The sequence below is a fragment of the Archangium sp. genome (assembly GCF_057119385.1).
In genome coordinates, this window is record NZ_DBNGVP010000125.1 from 110,838 (window position 1) to 127,369 (window position 16,532).

General features: G+C 69.3%; 11 protein-coding genes. 8 read left to right on the plus strand and 3 right to left on the minus strand.

Features of this window, described 5'->3' with window-relative positions; all coding sequences use genetic code 11:
* Positions 1–4 precede the first annotated feature (4 nt).
* From AC16DP_RS30860 to AC16DP_RS30875, 4 genes are all read left to right on the plus strand, one after another.
* Complete coding sequence (locus AC16DP_RS30860; protein WP_329729722.1) at positions 5–3,577, plus strand: M1 family aminopeptidase; 3,573 nt, start codon at positions 5–7, stop codon at positions 3,575–3,577.
* A gap of 1 nt (position 3,578) precedes the next feature.
* Positions 3,579–4,499, plus strand: a complete 921-nt coding sequence (locus AC16DP_RS30865) for an MBL fold metallo-hydrolase (protein WP_329729721.1) — start codon at positions 3,579–3,581, stop codon at positions 4,497–4,499.
* A 155-nt stretch (positions 4,500–4,654) separates the two neighbouring features.
* Positions 4,655–5,020: a restriction endonuclease gene (locus AC16DP_RS30870; protein WP_329729720.1), complete on the plus strand. Its 366-nt coding sequence runs from the start codon at positions 4,655–4,657 to the stop codon at positions 5,018–5,020.
* The gene (locus tag AC16DP_RS30875; RefSeq protein WP_329729719.1) at positions 5,017–5,574 is read left to right on the plus strand and encodes a hypothetical protein; all 558 of its coding nucleotides are present in this window, start codon (positions 5,017–5,019) and stop codon (positions 5,572–5,574) included. Before AC16DP_RS30870 ends, AC16DP_RS30875 begins: the two co-directional genes overlap by 4 nt.
* A 13-nt stretch (positions 5,575–5,587) precedes the next feature.
* Here the strand turns inward: AC16DP_RS30875 and AC16DP_RS30880 are convergent, their stop codons facing one another.
* Positions 5,588–6,367, minus strand: a complete 780-nt coding sequence (locus AC16DP_RS30880; protein ID WP_329729718.1) for a M50 family metallopeptidase — start codon at positions 6,365–6,367, stop codon at positions 5,588–5,590.
* A 77-nt stretch (positions 6,368–6,444) separates the two neighbouring features.
* The gene (locus tag AC16DP_RS30885; protein ID WP_329729717.1) at positions 6,445–7,512 is read right to left on the minus strand and encodes an alpha/beta hydrolase family protein; all 1,068 of its coding nucleotides are present in this window, start codon (positions 7,510–7,512) and stop codon (positions 6,445–6,447) included.
* Positions 7,513–7,572: 60 nt separating this feature from the next.
* Between AC16DP_RS30885 and AC16DP_RS30890 the strand changes: the two genes are divergently transcribed.
* The 3 genes from AC16DP_RS30890 to AC16DP_RS30900 all read left to right on the plus strand — a co-directional run bounded on the left by AC16DP_RS30890 (position 7,573) and on the right by AC16DP_RS30900 (position 12,094).
* Positions 7,573–9,786: a bifunctional class I SAM-dependent methyltransferase/NUDIX hydrolase gene (locus tag AC16DP_RS30890; protein ID WP_329729716.1), complete on the plus strand. Its 2,214-nt coding sequence runs from the start codon at positions 7,573–7,575 to the stop codon at positions 9,784–9,786.
* A 332-nt stretch (positions 9,787–10,118) separates the two neighbouring features.
* Complete coding sequence (locus tag AC16DP_RS30895) at positions 10,119–11,429, plus strand: hypothetical protein (protein WP_329729715.1); 1,311 nt, start codon at positions 10,119–10,121, stop codon at positions 11,427–11,429.
* A gap of 128 nt (positions 11,430–11,557) precedes the next feature.
* Positions 11,558–12,094, plus strand: a complete 537-nt coding sequence (locus AC16DP_RS30900; RefSeq protein WP_329729714.1) for a hypothetical protein — start codon at positions 11,558–11,560, stop codon at positions 12,092–12,094.
* 16 nt (positions 12,095–12,110) lie between these two features.
* Here AC16DP_RS30900 and AC16DP_RS30905 read toward each other — a convergent pair whose 3' ends face one another.
* The gene (locus AC16DP_RS30905) at positions 12,111–14,348 is read right to left on the minus strand and encodes an ATP-binding protein (RefSeq protein ID WP_329729713.1); all 2,238 of its coding nucleotides are present in this window, start codon (positions 14,346–14,348) and stop codon (positions 12,111–12,113) included.
* A 342-nt stretch (positions 14,349–14,690) separates the two neighbouring features.
* Between AC16DP_RS30905 and AC16DP_RS30910 the strand changes: the two genes are divergently transcribed.
* Positions 14,691–16,520 carry a thrombospondin type 3 repeat-containing protein gene (locus AC16DP_RS30910; protein WP_483956905.1) on the plus strand — a complete coding sequence of 610 codons (1,830 nt, stop codon included), beginning with the start codon at positions 14,691–14,693 and terminating at the stop codon, positions 16,518–16,520.
* Positions 16,521–16,532: the final 12 nt, after the last annotated feature.

The following is a 16,532-nucleotide window of genomic DNA, read 5'->3' on the forward strand; positions in this document are numbered from 1 at the left end:
CACCATGCTCTCCATCGCGCTCTTCGAGCTGCGCCAGCGGCTCAAGCTGCTGTCCACCTGGGTCTACTTCGGCGTCTTCTTCCTGCTCGCCTGCCTGGCGATGAACGCGGCGGGCGGTGCCTTCAAGACCATCATGCTGGGCGGAGGCACCGGCGGAAAGGTGCTCGCCAACTCGCCCTACACGCTGAGCAACCTGCTCTCCCTGCTCGGCTTCTCCGGAGTCATCGTCACCGGCGGAGTGATGGGCCAGGCCGTCTACCAGGACTTCGCGCACGGCACGCACACGCTCTTCTTCACCGCCCCCATCTCGCGCGCCCGCTACCTGCTGGGCCGCTTCCTCGGGGCCTTCCTCACGCTCGTCATCATCTTCTCGAGCATCGGCCTGGGGGCCCGCTTCGGCGCCTCCATGCCCTGGCTGGAGGAGAGCCTCATCGGCCCCACCGTGCCGGGCTCGTACCTGCGGCCCTACCTCGTCAGCATCCTGCCCAACCTCTTCTTCACCGGCGCGCTCTTCTTCGGGATGGCCGCGCTCACCCGCCGCATCCTCCCCGTCTACGTCGCCAGCGTGGTGCTGCTCGTGGGCTACCTCATGGGCAGCAGCCTGTTGAGGGAGCTCGACTCGAAGTGGCTGGGCGCGCTGGTGGATCCGTTCGGCATGAACGCGATGCGTCTGGTGACGGAGTACTGGACGTCCGTGGAGAAGAACACCGTCCTGGTGCCGCTCGAGGGCTGGTTCCTCCTCAACCGACTCCTCTGGGTGGGCCTGGGCGCCGTCATGCTCGGCTACACGCTCCTGCGCTTCCAGCGGACCCACGCGCTGGCGGGCGGCCGCGTGGAGGCCCCCGTCGAGACCGAGGCGCCCCGAGCGGTGCTCACGGTGCCCTCCGTCACGCGGGACTTCCGGGACGGCACCTTCCTGCGGATGCTCCCGCGCCTGGCGTGGCTGGACCTGAAGGAGACGGTGAAGAACGTCTACTTCCTGGTGATGGTGCTGGCCGGCATCATCATGGTGTTCGGCGCCTCGCGCACGCTCGGCTTCATGTTCGGCACCCCCGTCTACCCGGTGACGTACCTGGTGCTGGACCTGGTGGGCGGCGGCTTCAGCCTCTTCCACGTCATCATCATCACCTTCTACTCGGGCGAGCTCATCTGGCGCGAGCGCGACGCGCGCATGAACCAGCTCTCGGACTCGCTGCCCGTGCCCGGGTGGCTGCCCTTCCTCTCCAAGCTGCTGGCGCTCATGGGCGTGCAGGTGCTGCTCAACGCGGTGCTGCTCGTCTGCGGCGTGCTGGTGCAGCTCTTCAACGGCTACACCCACCTGGAGCCCGGCCTCTACGTCACGGAGCTCTTCGGCTTCCGGCTGTTGGACCTGTGGCTGCTGTGCATGCTCGCGGTGCTCATCCACGTGCTGGTGAACAACAAGTACCTGGGCCACTTCGAGATGGTGCTCTACCTGCTGTCGAGCACCTTCGCCTCGGAGTTCGGCTTCGAGCACGGCCTGTACAACTACGGCGGCGCGCCCAACCCCACGTACTCGGACATGAATGGGTACGGGCCCTTCGTGGGGCAGATGGTGTGGTTCCGCGTGTACTGGGCGCTCGTGGCGGTGGCGCTGGCCTTCGTCTCGCACCTGTTCTGGGTGCGGGGCACGGAGACCCATCCCCGGTGGCGGGCGACGCTGGCCCGCGCGCGGGCGTCGCTGCCGGTGCGGGTGGGCCTGGCGCTGTCCGTGGTGGGCGCCGTGGCCGTGGGCGGCTTCGTCTTCTACAACACCAACCGCCTCAACGTCTTCCGCACGGAGCACGAGGAGCAGGCGGAGTCCGCCGACTACGAGAAGAAGTACAAGCCGCTGGCGAAGGTGGCGCAGCCGCGCATCGTCTCGGCGAAGGTGGAGGTGGATATCTTCCCCGAGGAGCCGCGCATGAGGGCCCGGGGCACCTTCGGGCTCGTCAACAAGACGGCCGAGCCGGTGAAGACGGTGTACGTCCACCTGCCCGAGGACCTGAAGGTGTACCGGCTGGCGGTGGCGGGCGCCGAGTCCGCGTCCGAGAAGGACACGCGGCTGGGCTTCCACACGTACACGCTGCCCACGCCGCTGGCGCCGGGGGCCTCGGCCGAGCTCCAGTTCGAGCTGGGCCTGGAGCCGCGCGGCTTCCGCAACAAGGGCGCGGAGACGTCGCTCGTGGAGAACGGCACCTTCCTGCCCAGCTCGCTCTTCCCGCGGCTCGGCTACGTGGCCGCCTTCGAGCTCCAGGACGACCAGACGCGCAAGAAGCATGGGCTCGCGCCCAAGGAGCGCATGGCGGACGTGAACGACCTGGAGGCCCGGCGCAACACGTACATCGCCTCGGACTCGGATTGGATCACCTTCGAGGCCACGGTGAGCACCTCGCCGGATCAGATCGCCATGGCCCCGGGCTACCTCCAGCGTGAGTGGACGGAGAACGGACGGCGCTACTTCCACTACACGATGGACAGCCCCATCCTGAACTTCTACTCGTTCCTCTCCGCGCGCTACGCGGTGAAGCGCGACACGTGGAACGGCGTGGCCATCGAGGTGCTCCACCACCCGTCCCACGCGTACAACGTGGACCGGATGATCCAGGGCGTGAAGGACGCGCTGGAGTACTACACGAAGAACTTCGGGCCCTATCAGCACCGGCAGGTGCGCATCCTCGAGTTCCCCCGCTACGGCACCTTCGCCCAGTCCTTCCCCAACACCATTCCGTACTCGGAGGGCATCGGCTTCATCGCGAAGGTGGATGATGATGACCCGAAGGACCTGGACTACCCCTACTACGTGACGGCCCACGAGGTGGCGCACCAGTGGTGGGCGCACCAGGTCATCGGCGGCAACGTGCAGGGCTCCACGCTGATGTCCGAGACGCTCTCGCAGTACTCGGCGCTGATGGTGATGAAGAAGAAGTACGGCGAGGCGCGCATGGGCCGCTTCCTGCGCTACGAGCTGGATGGCTACCTGCGCGGGCGCGCCTTCGAGCGCAAGAAGGAGACGCCGCTGCTGCTCGTGGAGGGCCAGCAGTACGTGCACTACAACAAGGGCAGCCTGGTGATGTACGCGCTGCAGGACTACATCGGCGAGGACAACCTCAACCGGGCCCTGGCCGCGTACCGGCGGAAGGTGGCCTTCCAGCAGCCGCCGTTCACGAACTCGCCGGAGCTGCTCGCCGAGCTGCGCGCGGTGACGCCCGAGCACCTGCAGTACGTGCTCCATGACTTCTTCGAGCGCATCACCCTGTACGAGAACCGGGCGCTCAAGGCGACGTACACCGAGGTGGCGGGCGGGAAGTTCGAGGTGAAGGTGACGGCCAAGGCGCGCAAGCTGGAGGCCAACGGCACGGGCACCGAGTCGGAGCTGAAGCTGGCGGACTGGGTGGACGTGGGCGTGCTCGACAAGGACGGCAAGCCGCTCTACCTGCAGCGGGTGCAGGTGACGAAGGAGGACGTGGAGTTCACCGCGCTGGTGGACCAGCGTCCGGCGAGGGCGGGACTGGATCCGCTCAACAAGCTGATCGACCGCAAGCCGGACGACAACACGGTGGCGGTGGAGAAGCTGTGAAATGAAGAAGCCCGTGCGCCGGGTCTGGAAGGTGTTGCTCGGGGTGGTGGCGATGGTGGTGCTGTTCCTCGCCATCGCGCTCACCGCGGTGCCGGTCCCCGAGCGCACCGGTTTCGGTCCGTCCATCACGGAGCTGAGGGCGCTCGCCACGTCGACGGGCGAGCCGCTGCCCACGGAGTTCCGCCGCATCGTGGTGGGCGAGGGCTCCATGCCGGAGTTCGCCCTGGTGGCGGGGCGGTTCCTCGGGACACGTCAGGCCGTGTACCAGGCGCACCAGATTCTCTACGCCGATGGGCGGAGCGTCATCGTCGATGCCGGGAGTGATGCGGAGACGCTGGCGCGCAACATGCCCGGCTCCCGTGTCCTGGCGGACAACTACGCCCGGCTCCAGGAAGTGATGCGGCGCGCCGACGCCATCGTCCTCACGCACGAGCACTTCGACCACAGCGCGGGCATCGCGCACTCGCCGTTCCTCGATGAAGTGGCTCCACGGGCGATGTTGACGGAAGCCCAGCTCCACGGGAGCGATGCCGAGCGCGCCGGCTTCACCGCGGACGTCGTGGGCCGCTTGAAGCCGCTGCGTTACGAGGGGATGCACCTGTTGCGGCCGGGAGTCGTTCTCATCCGGGCGCCGGGCCACACGCCGGGGACGCAGCTGGTCTACGTGCGGCTGGCGGATGGCCGCGAGTTCCTGCTGGTGGGAGACATCGCGTGGCACCAGGACAACATCCTGCTGCCGCGCATGCACCCGAGGCTGGTGAACTGGCTGCTCGGCGAGGACGGCGAGGCGATGGCGAACCAGCTCCGCTACCTCCACGAGTTGCAGAAGGCCACGCCGGAGCTGAACCTCTTGGTGGCGCATGACGCGGCGCAGATGGCCGGGCTCCTCCAGCGCGGGCGGGTCCTGGACGGACTGCGGTAGGACGCCGCACGTCACCGGACAGGTAGATAAGCCAACTTGACGTGATGGGTTCTCACGGCGGATACTGCCGTGCGAGTCCTATGCACGGCGGGTGTGTGGGCAATGAATGGCGAGTGCGTTGGATCGCAACGCGTGTCAGAGGGGCTCGTTAGCCTTTGAGCAGGATCGGGCGGGGTTGGGGGTCGGGAGGTGGGGCGGTCTACGTCGATGGGCTCTCGTGTCTGGTCGAGTGCAAGCACTGGCGGGAGCCCGTCGACTTCAGCCCGATCGCGAAGTTCAAGGTCCGGGTGGATCGGCGGCCCCCGGCCGCTCTGGGTTTGATGTTCAGCGTGAAGGGGTTCACGGAGCCCGCGCTGCGGGAAGCCTACGCGCAACCCTTGCGCAATGTCCTGCTGTGGGACGGCAGGGATGTGTCTCTGGCTGTGAGGGGCGGCATGCGCGCGGCCCTCGGGGCCAAATGGCGAAAAGCCGTGGAGGAAGCCCAGGTGGATTACGAACTCAAGGCGGAGGACTTTCCATGATTCCGTGTCTCGTCGTGCGCGGGGAGGCGAATGCCCTGGTGCTTCGCAAGCTGCTCGAGCCCGAGTTCGGGCCCGAACTGCGCGTGCTCGGAACGGATGTCTTCTCGGAGAGTGTCTCCCTGGCGAGGTCCGTCCTCAGCAATCGCAAGGCCATCGTGGCCCTGGTCGCGGGGACGCGCTCGACCGAGCTCCAGAAGATTCGAGAGCTGCACCGCTTCCTCGTCTATGCGCTGGTCCAGATTGAGTGTCCGGACCTGTGGAAGGTGGTCCTGGTGGTACCGGACACGGAGGTGATGCTCTTCCAGGACCGGAACGTGCTGCGTCAGGTTCTCGGACGGGAGCCCACGGACGAGGAGCTCACACGCGGTCAGACCGAGCCCGTGCAGGTCCTGGAGGAGGTGTTGGGGCTCAAGAACAACATCCTGCGCGACGAGGAGCTGTGCCGGCGCCTGGAGTCCGTGGACGTGAGCTGTCTGGCCGAGCACCCCGTCGTTCAACAGGTGCGGCGCTTCTTCCGGGACCACCGCGAGGGCCGGTCCACCTTGAGTCTGTGAGCCGCCCCGCGCGCTAGCGCATGGACAGGCGTCCCGCCATCACGGGGCCGCGAGAAGCCGCCAGCCGCCGGCGCCGGACGATGGAGCGCAGTCCCAGCCACATGGCCGCGAGCGACACCGCCATCCACACCGCCGCCCAGAAGGGCGCGGGCAGGTACGTGAGCTGCGCCATGGCGTGCGCGTCGGAGACACCCACCTCCAGGCCGTAGCCGAACAAGCCCTTGATGTCCTGCAGTGCCAGGAGGCACGACAGCGCGGCGATCCACACGATGAGCCCCCGCCGCATCCACACCGGCCCCTTCCAGGCCACCAGTCCCAGCAGCGCTCCCATGCCGGCGATGAAGCCGAGCGTGAAGAGGCCGTCCGAGCGCGAGGAGCCGGTGGCGAGCGCGTGTGCGGCTCCCGGGTCCGGAGGCAGCAGCGGCACCCACAGCACGGCCACGCCCACCATCCAGACCACCAGTCCCCACAGCAGCGCACGTCCGCTGCGCATGCGCCCGGCGGCCACCAGCAGCAGGGCCCCGGCCAGCGAGGAGCCCACGTAACCGCCCGAGGCGATGAGCAGCTCCCTCCAGAGCGAGCCGGTGAGCGAGTGGTAGGTGAGCCCGCCCGTGGCCGGGCTGATGGTGACGCTGCTCACGTGGGAGCCCACCGCCCAGGCCGCCAGGGCGTGCCCGCTCTCGTGCATGAGGGTGACGAGCAGCCGGAAGGGGTACAACCACACCGTCTGCCAGAGGAAGAGGCTGGCCGCGGCGGCGAGCACCAGGCACGCCAGCAGCGCACGGGTGGACATCGGCGGCGGCTCGGGGACGGGACGCATACCCCTAGGACGCTAACACGGGGGGGTTCGTTCCGCCGGGGCGTCCTCTCTCAATGAAACTCCACGGGTCTGCCCCAGCTGTCCGAGAAGAACTGAATCACGTGGGCGTGCTCGAAGACGATTTCCCGGGGTTGCTCCGTGAGGTGGCCGTGCTCGGGGACGATCATCAGCGAGACCTCGCGCTGGTGCGCCCGGGCCTTCCGGACGAACGCGTCCGCGTCCGAGAGCGAGACCTTGGGGTCGCGCCCTCCGAGCATGAGCGCGAGCGGGCCCTGGAGCCTGTCCACGTAGGTGATGGGGGAGATGCTTCGGAGCAGGTCGGGCTCGGTGTCGGGGTCTCCGTACTCGCGTGCCCTGGCCTTGCGCAGGTCCTCCGGTGCGTTCTTGAAGAAGGAATAGAGGTCCGTCTTCGCGGCCAGGGCGAAGCCCGCGTCGTACGCTCCCGCGAACCGGGTCATTCCGACGAGCGCCTGGTTGCCGCCGTAACTCCAGCCGAGGATGCCCACCTTCGGCGTCCTGCCCTCCCGGCTGAACCGCGTCCGGACGTAGTGGCCGCAGGCCTCGATGTCCGTCTGCGCCTCGGGCTTCCGGGGGCCGTTGTCCGCGTCCGCCCACGCCTCGTCACAGCGGTCTCCCCGGATGTGGGGCTCGACGAAGATGAAGCCGGCCCGCAGGAAGAACTCCGGCCTCCAGTGGTAGCGCAGGGGGGCACAGGCTCCATTGAAGAAGACGATGACGGGGCAGAGGGTGTTCTCACAGGGCGGCGGAACGCGGATGACGAGCGGAATCGTCACCTCGCCATGCTGGAAGGACTCCACGCTCCCGGTGGCGCTCCAGCGCAGCGTCTTGCCTCCATCCGCGAGAATCTCCGCCAGCCGGGTGGCGAGCCGCGGGTCGGGCTCCCGCCGGGGGTAGGCCGCATAGAGTTCCTGGGGGGACCGGCTGCCCGTGACGAGCGGTGCCCCCACGTAGTCCGGACTGTTCGCATCGGGATGCGCCCCGAGCACCGGAGCCGGAATCTCCGCTGGCCGTTTCTCCGGATGCGCACAGTCCGTGAGCCACAGGGCCAGCAGGGCACCGAGCCAGGCTGGAATGGTGCGTGTCCTCGCCATCGTCATGAAGGCATCCTGCCATCCCCCCGTACCGCGGGGGTCGGGCCTCGTCATACAGTGGAGGGGATGGCGCCCAAGACGAGCACGGCCAAGACGTACGCCGCCCAGCACCGCGGCGATGCGGACCACTACGCCACCTACTTCGCGGGCATGGATGCGTCCATGCAGCAGAAGGTGGCCCTCACCACCGCGCACTTCCCCACGCGCGGCCGGGTGGCGGACATGGGCAGCGGCTCGGGCCGCGGCACCTATGACCTGGCCTGCCTCTACGGCGGCCTGGAACTGGTGGGCGTGGACATCAACCCCGTGTCCGTGGACATGGCCGCCACCACCTACCAGCGCCCCAACCTGCGCTTCGTGGCGGGCGACATCGCCGACCCCGTCTTCCCTCCCGAGTCCCTGGATGGGGTGCTCGACTCGTCCGTGCTCCACCACGTCACCAGCTTCAACGGCTTCTCGCTCGCCCGCCTGGAGACGTGTCTGGACAACCAGGTGCGCGCGCTGCGCACCGGTGGCGTCATCATCATCCGCGACTTCCTCGTGCCGGACGGGCCCGCGGAGGTGTGGTTGGAGCTGCCCACCACGAATGGCGCCGCCGAGGGTCCCGTCCAGGGCCTGTCCACCGCCGCGCTCTTCGAGCGCTTCGCGCGCGACTTCCGCTGCGGCGTCAACCGGGATGGGCCGGTGCCGTACACGCGGCTGGATTCGCCCCACCCGGGGCACGTGCGCTACCGGCTCGCGCTGCGCGCCGCCAACGAGTTCATCCTCCGCAAGGACTACCGCACCGACTGGGACGTGGAGCTGCTCGAGGAGTACACCTATTACTCGCAGTCCCAGTTCGAGGCCGCCTTCCGGCGCCGGGGGCTGCGCATCGTCAGCTCGATGCCCATCCGCAACCCGTGGATCATCGCCAACCGCTACGAGGGCCACTTCCACCTGTCGGGGCTGGATGGGCAGCCGCTGCCGTACCCGCCCACCAACTACCTCATCGTGGGCGAGAAGGTGCCTCCCGGGGCGGGCGTCGAGCTGCGCGAGGAGCACAGCGAGCCGCTCGCGACGCCGCGCTTCCTGTCGCTCGGTGCGTGGCGCCATGCGGAGACCGGCCGCGTCTGGGAGCTGGTGGAGCGCCCGGGGCGGACGGTGGATGTGCTGCCCTGGTTCCGGCAGGACGGCCAGGTGTTCGTGCTGGCCAAGAAGGGTTTCCCGCGGCCCATCGTCAATGCGTGCGCGGACCATCCGAACCTCGGGGGCGCGGAGCTGTCCGGCTACGTCACCGAGCCGCTGGCCGCCATCACCCATGCCGGTGAGGCCCCGGACAAGGCGATTGCCCGCATCCTCCAGGAGCGTGCCGGGATCGCCGCCGGCAGCATCCGTGGTCTGAGCGAGCCCGCGCACTACTTCACCTCGCCCGGCGGGGTGAGCGAGCGCGTGTCCGCTTACCTGGTGGAGGTGGCTCCCGCGGGCGGTGTGCCGGCGCCCGACTATGCCCCCTTCACGAGCTCGGGCTCGGTGCGGGAACTGGATGCGCGGCAGGTGCTGCGCGCGTGCCACGTGGGCGGCATGGTGGATGCCCGGTTGGAGCTCAACATCCACCGCCTGCTGCGTCACCTGGGCACCTCGCCCGGGCCGTGGATTGGCGCTCCCATCCAGCTCACCGAGCAGTCCGGTGGACCCCGGTGGGCCGACGACGCGCTGACGCCCGCGAAGCGCGCGGTGTTCTCCCTGCACGACGACGGGTCGGTGGGCTACCTGGACCTGCGCACCGGCACCTTCTCCGAGTACGACGCGGAAGGGAAGGTGCTGGCGAGCGTGCCGCGCGAGTACCTCGTGCCGCACGAGGCCAGCCGCAACACCGCGGTGGCGCTCCCGGTGGTGCGGACGAAGGAGGGCATCCGGGTGGGCATCGAGCACCGGGACCTGCCGGCGGTGCAGCACTTCACGGGCAGCGCCAGCCTCGCGGTGACACCGGCCTGGAGGCTGCCGCGGACGCTCGGCGATCTCAGTCAGGTGCCCGCCTTCCTCGCCGAGCGCCTGCGCGAGGAGTTCTCCGTCACGGTGCGACGCACCTGGGAGCTGGGCGGCTCGTATCATGCGACGCCGGGTGTCACCCCCGAGCTGGTCTGGCCGTTCGCCGTGGAGGTCGAGGCGGATGCGGCGTGCGACTCGCGCCTGCGCTGGATGCCGCTGGAGGTGCTGGTGGGCCAGCTGGACGCGGTGCAGGACGCACACCTGCGGGTGGTGGCCTGGCGGCTGGCGCACGCGCTGGGCGTGTTGAGGTGACGGTTCGGCCATCCGCGTGGGTTTGTCTTCTGGCCCTGCTGCTGCAGGCGTGTACGACGGCGGGATCGGCCGGAGGTCTGGGGCGCCAGGATGCGCTTCCAGACGAAGAGGTCGCGGGGGAGCGGCCTCCTCCGTGGGAGACGCGTGGTCGTGTGCAGGACGAAGAAGCACGCCGGGCCGAAGCGACAGCGGCTGCCGCGGGCATGCGAGGCGTGGCCAGTCTCGTGGATGAGGCGGAGGTGGAGCTGACCTTTCGCTTCTGGGCTCAGGATGGCGCGTTGACGCTGCTGTCGTGGAAGCGGGGGCCTGGAGGAACGGGTCGCTCGGAGGGCATGGACTCCTGGGTCCCGGGCCTCGATGCCAGCTTGCCTCTCTACGTGGGAACGCGCATGGGCGAGGTCGTCCTCACCGTGCGCGGCGAGAGACAGGGTTGGCGCCTGAATTCCTTCACCTGGGGGGATGGCGCTAGGCCCCTCGAGGCCAAGACGTTGCCGGTGCGGCGCACGGGCATGTCGGCGGAGACCCTCGCGCAGGCTCATGCAATGGCCTCCCAGTTGAGCCATGTGCGGGTACCCGAGGGCGGGAGGGCCGCTCTCCTGGTCGATGTGCGGCTGGACGACGATCGGCTCCTGGGTGCCGAGACCGTGCGTTACGAGTCCCAGGGTGACTCCTCCATCGGGGTTCCTTCGCCGAGCCTGACTGTCTCCATCACCCAGGCCCTCCTGCCGTTCACCCAGGGGATAGGTCCGCGCACGGTACGGCTTCGGTTGGAGGCGGAACATCGGAGGGCGGATGGCCATGCACGCTGGCGTGTGATGGAGGCCGAAACGCTGCGGCCAGAACTGCCGGGTTCGCCCTCGCTCATCGCCGAGCACTACGCGCTCTACGAGCGGATCCTCCGCGAGTGGCGGGAGGAGACGGCGGCGACCTTCCAACAGGCGGGGATGGCCAGTGCCGAGTTCCTCGCGACGTGGTTCATCGGCAGTCTCGCCCTACGGGGTGGCCTCGCGCTCTTCGAGGCGGTGGCACCCAGGTTGGCACCCATCCTGGCGCGTGGTGGTTCGGAAGCCGTGGCGTGGTTCCGTTCCTTTCTCGCCCGGATACGCCCGAAAGAACGGGAGACGTTCCAGCGCTTGTGGACGAAGGCCCAGACACAGGGGCTCTCGGCGGCGGAGAAGACCCAACTGCGCAAGCTCCTGGCGCGTTTCGAGGAACTCCTCGATACGAAGTTGGATGAGGAAGCGCGCAAGCTCCTGCGACGTCAGGCGAATACGGACTTCTACAAACTGCGTCCGGAGCTCGCGAAGACGTTGGTGGACGCAGCGGGGAGCAAATACCCGGTTCATCACCGGATTCCCCTGGAGCATGCGCACCGGTTTCCCGAGATGAACATCAACGGCTCGGCCAACCTCAATGCGCTGCACTCCACCGTTCATGAGCGGGTCAACAATGTCTGGACTGCATTCAGGCCGGCGAGCAGCAAGGCATCGGGTGGCGAGGTGAGGCAGGTGGCGGATATCGTCGACCGGCATTTCCAGCGTTGGTACGACACTGTCTACGAGCAGGCCTCCGAAACCGCGCTCGAGCAAGCCGAGAAGGCGGCCCTCCGGGAGGTGCGCATGCTGCTGGCTCGCCTTCCGTAACAGAGGTGTTCATGGTCTCCGAAATGCCGTTACCGGGATTCGAGCGGTTGCTGGACGTGTGTCGGAAGCACGATTTCTCCGTGGAATCGTTGCTGCCTGGGCGCTCCATCCCAGGCGCGGGGGAACTCGTGGCGGGCCATCCCCTCGACCCGGTTCTCGCCGCCCTCTACAAGCGGATGGGAGGGCTGCGCATCGCGGGGACGGACGGTGAATTCCTGCTGCATCGTCTGGATGACCAGGTGGATGGGCTCGCTGTCGCCACGAACTCCCGTCGACGGGGCACGCAGGAGCCTTTTCACTCCTCGGTGGCCTTTGGCTGCATCCCGGACCTCGCCTACTACTACGCCGTGGTTCCGGGTCTGGCCGACGAGCGGGGGCTCCAACCGGTCATCTACATCAACGCCTATGAGGAGCGGTACGTCCTGCCCGTGGCCTCGGACGTGGATCGTTTCTTCGACACCCTCTCGCACTACCTCGAAATCCTGGTGGTGGATGAGGGGTATCGTCGCGATGGGATGCGAGGGGTCGACTTCCCCACGGGCGTACCCGAGCTCATCGCTCGAGACCGGCGGCTCGTCGAGATGCTCGTCACCGGGCGCTTCGATTTCATCATGAACCCGGGCAACGAGTATCAGGACTGGCTCGCACGGGTGACGTCGGCCTGAGCGGGGAGGGCTGACCCTACTCCCGCCCCTCTTCCTGGTGCGCGGCGGAGTCCCGGTGGCCGTGCTCCGGTGCCACGGCCGCTGGGAGCCGCACCGTGGCCACCGCGCCACCTCCCTCGCGCGGGCGCAGCGAGATGCGGCCTCCGTGCCGGCGGATGATCTCCCGCGACACGTACAGCCCCACCCCAATCCCCGAGATGCCCGTCAGCTCTCGCCGGTCTCCCCGCTCGAAGCGTCCGAAGAGCTGCTCCTCGTCCTCCACGCGCAGGCCGATGCCCCGGTCCGCCACCACCAGCTCCGCCTCGCCCTCCGGCCCCCTCCGCGTCCACACCTGGATGGTGCCTCCCGCCGGGCTGTACTTGATGGCGTTGGACACCAGGTTGTGCACCACCTCGCTCAGGTCCATCCGCGTGCGCTGCAAGGGCAGCTGCTCCAGCCCCAGCCGCGAGGCGTCCAGCAGCTGGTTCACCAGCCGCGTCACCCGGTCCACCTGCCGGCTCACGTTGTCCAGCCGCTGCGCGTGCTCGTCCCCCAGCTTGCGCCGCAACAGCTGTACCTGCGCCTTGAGCGCCGTGAGCGGCGTCTTCAGCTCGTGCGAGGCGATGGAGAGGAAGGCGTCCTTCTCCCGGCTGGTGCGCTCGATGGCCTCCAGCTGCCGGGACAGCTGCCACGCCATCCGGTCGAACGTCTCCGCCAGCTGGTTCAGCTCGCGCGGTGCGTCCTGGGCCGCCTCGGCGGCGCGGGCCGTGCGCTCTCCCGCCGCCAGCCGCGCCGCCGCATGAGACACCCCCTGCACCGGGGCCACGATGGTGCGTGAGAACGTCACCGCCAGCAGCACCGCCGACACCGTGGCGAGCCCCAGCGTCCCGAGCAGGCCGAAGTAGGCGCGCTCCACGTCCCGCTGCAGCCGCGTGCCCGGCTGCTGCACCACCACCTTCCAGCCCAGCGGCGACACCTCCACCACGCCGAAGTGCTGGAGCGTGCCCATGCGCACCAGCGTCACCGCGTCCGGCTCGCCCTCGTAGGTGCCCGTGCCCCGGGGGCCCGTCCGCTCCAGGGCCCGCGCCAGGGACGTGCTGATGATGCTGCGCAGCTGCCCCGTGTCTTCCTCCGCCGAGTCGAAGACGAGCCCACCCCGCGTGTCGACGACGAGGATGCGCCGCTGCCCCTCTCCAATCTGCGCCTGGGCATGCCGGCGCAGCCGCGGCAGGTCCACCGCCGCCAGCACGTACCCCGCGTACTGCTCGTCCCGGCGGACGGGGGCCAGCGTCACCACCAGCGGCCCCGCAACCCCTCCGCGTCCGAGGAAGACGTCGCTCACCATCGGCCCGCGCGCCTGCCGCACCTCGTGCACATAGGTGCGATCCGAGAAGTCCGTGCCCACCAGCGGACGGCCCGCCGCGTCGGTCCTCGGGGAGAACGCGAGCGCCACCCCCTCCGGACTGCCCACGTAGGCGTTGAGGACCTCGGGCGAGTAGGTGACGAGCGCGTCCAGCTCCCCTTCCAGGAAGTGGCGGCCCGGCAGCGCTCCCTCCGCCGAGAGGCTCGAGGAGAGCGAGCGGGCCAGCCGCGACACGCCATGGCGGGTGTGCGTGAGGCTGCTCTCGATTTCATTGGCCACCACCCGCGCGGCATGCAGGTTGGCCTCGTCCAGCTGCCGCACCTCGGAGGTGTAGCGCTCGCGGCCCTCGGCGCCGCCCAGCACCAGCAGCGGGATGAGGGCCCCCAGCGTGAGCGCCGAGCCGAACACCCGGCCCAGCGACAGGTCCGCCAGCGGCAGCGGCAGCAGGGCTCGCAGGCGTCTGCGCACGGGCGGCAGCAGCAGCACCACCTGGAGGATGAGCGCCGCCAGCAGCCCGTTCACCGCCTGCTTCACTCCCGCCACCAGGATGGCCGAGGTGGGGATGTCCTCCAGCAGGAAGTAGGTGACGAGGAAGTACAGCGGGCTGAGCACCCAATACAGCGCGTCCGCCACCACCGGGGTGACGCGCCGGCGCAGCGCGCCCACCACGAGGCCCTCGAGCGTGAGGTTGAGCCAGCCCCACGGGTGGCCCCACAGCCAGACTGTCCTCACTCCGGACACGGCTCCCGCCAGCGCCCCCGCTACAGGCCCGCACAGCACCCCGGCGGTGAGCACCAGCAGCGTCCCCAGCAGCAGATGCACCCCGGGCAATACCTCGAGGGCCGCCAGGTTCAGCACCCACCCGGCCAGCCCGAGGCCCAGGCCGCGAACGATTCGCCCCAGGACGCTCATCCGTGCCCACGGTGCGCACCTGCTGCCGTCACGGCAACGTTTGTTTGCCCTCGGGACGTACCGGGAGTACGAACCACCGGTTCACTGAAGGACAAAGCAGGCGTGCGCGAGACTTCTCCACCGGGACTGGAAGCCGGAATCGCGGTTCCCCGAAGGACAGGCGGGCGTGCGCCAGACCCTGAACGATCTCTGGACACCCCGCGCCATCTCGGGTCTGTATGCGCCCGGCGTCATCCAGGAGTCGCACGGGGAGTCTTCCTCGCCTCGCTCTTCACCCGGGATGCAGTGCCAGGGGCGGTCCATCCGGAAACGGACTCGCAGGGGCCCCGACACGGAAAAATCATGAGCCACACCAAGCCGTTCCTCCTGTCCGCCATTGCCACCCTTCTGCTCGGCCCGGCCGCGCTCGCGCAGCCCTCGGGCCTGCCGTCCTTCGAGCTGGAGCGCCTGGAGCTCAACCCCAACGGCCGCGGCTCGCTGCTGATGGGCACCGGCGAGCTGCTGCCCAAGGGCGGCTTCCGCCTCTCGCTCGCGGGCCAGTACGAGAATGACCCGCTGGTGATGTACCGCAATGGCAACCGGTTGGGCTCGGTGGTGGGAAACCGGGTGACGGGACACCTGCTGGCCGCCTGGGCGCCCATGCAGTGGCTGGAGTTGGGCCTGCAGCTGCCGCTGGTGGTCTGGCAGAACGGGGATGACCTGAGCGGGCAGAACATTGCCTCCCCGGCCAGCACGGGCCTGTCCACGCCGACGGCGCACGTGCGGCTGGGACTGCTCGCGCAGCGGCGGGAGGCGCCGGTGGACCTGGCGCTCGAGCTGGGCGTGGGCCTGCCCGTGGGCAGCGTGGACACGCTCTCGCGCGACAGCATCGTCCGGCTCTCGCCCAAGCTGATGCTGGGCCGGAACTTCGGCGCGCTGCGCGCGGCCGTGGAGGCTGGTGCGCTGATCCGTCCCGCCGTCGTGCTGGGGGACGTGGGCGAGGTGCAGGACGAGCTGGGCAACGAGGTGCGGCTGGGCGCGGTGGTGGCCACCACGGGCGACGGGCTGCGCGGTGAGCTCAACGTGCGGGGCAGCGTGCCGCTCACCCGCGAGGCGAGCTCCCTGGAGGTGCTGGCGGGCCTGCGGCTGCCCCTGGGCGAGTCGCTCGAGGCCTACGCGCTGGGCGGCCCCGGTTTCGGCAATGCTCCGGGCACGCCCACCTTCCGCGTGCTGCTCGGCGTGGCGGTGGGCGGCGGCGAGCGGGGGGATGCCTCGCGCCGCGATGACGATGGCGATGGGGTGGTGAATGGCGAGGACACGTGCCCCGCCGAGGCGGGCCCGGCCGAGCGCCAGGGCTGCCCCGTGAAGGACACCGACAAGGACGGCATCGAGGACGCGGCGGACACGTGCCCCACGGAGGCGGGTCTGGCCGAGCGTCAGGGCTGCCCGGTGAAGGACGCGGACAAGGACGGCATCGAGGACGCGGCGGACACGTGCCCCACGGAGGCGGGTCTGGCCGAGCGTCAGGGCTGCCCGGTGCGGGACGCGGACCAGGACGGCATCGAGGACGCGGCGGACAAGTGCCCCACGGAGGCGGGCCCGGCCAATCGCCAGGGTTGCCCGGTGCGGGACGCGGACCAGGATGGCATCGAGGACGCGGCGGACAAGTGCCCCACGGAGGCGGGCCTGACGGAGCTGCGCGGCTGCCCGGCGAAGGACTCGGACGGTGACACCGTGGCGGACCACCTGGACAACTGCCCCGCCGAGAAGGGCGTGGTGACCAACGCGGGCTGCCCGGTGCAGCAGAAGCAGATGGTGGCCATCCAGAAGGGCAAGCTGGAGATCAAGGAGCAGGTGTTCTTCGCCACCGCCAAGGCGGTCATCCAGCCGCGGTCCTTCAAGATGCTGGACCAGGTGGCGCGCATCCTCCAGCAGCACCCCGAGGTGGACAAGATGGTCATCGAGGGCCACACCGACGACCGCGGCAACGCGGAGGCCAACCGCAAGCTGTCGCTGGCGCGGGCCGAGGCGGTGAAGGGCTACCTGGTGAGCAAGGGCGTGGAACCGGCGCGCCTGGAGGCGAAGGGCTTCGGTCCGGACCAGCCCATCGCGTCCAACAAGACGGACAAGGGCCGCGCGGCCAACCGGCGCGTGGAGTTCATCATCGTCACCCCCGAGCGCGAGCTGCCGTAACCGAAGGAATCG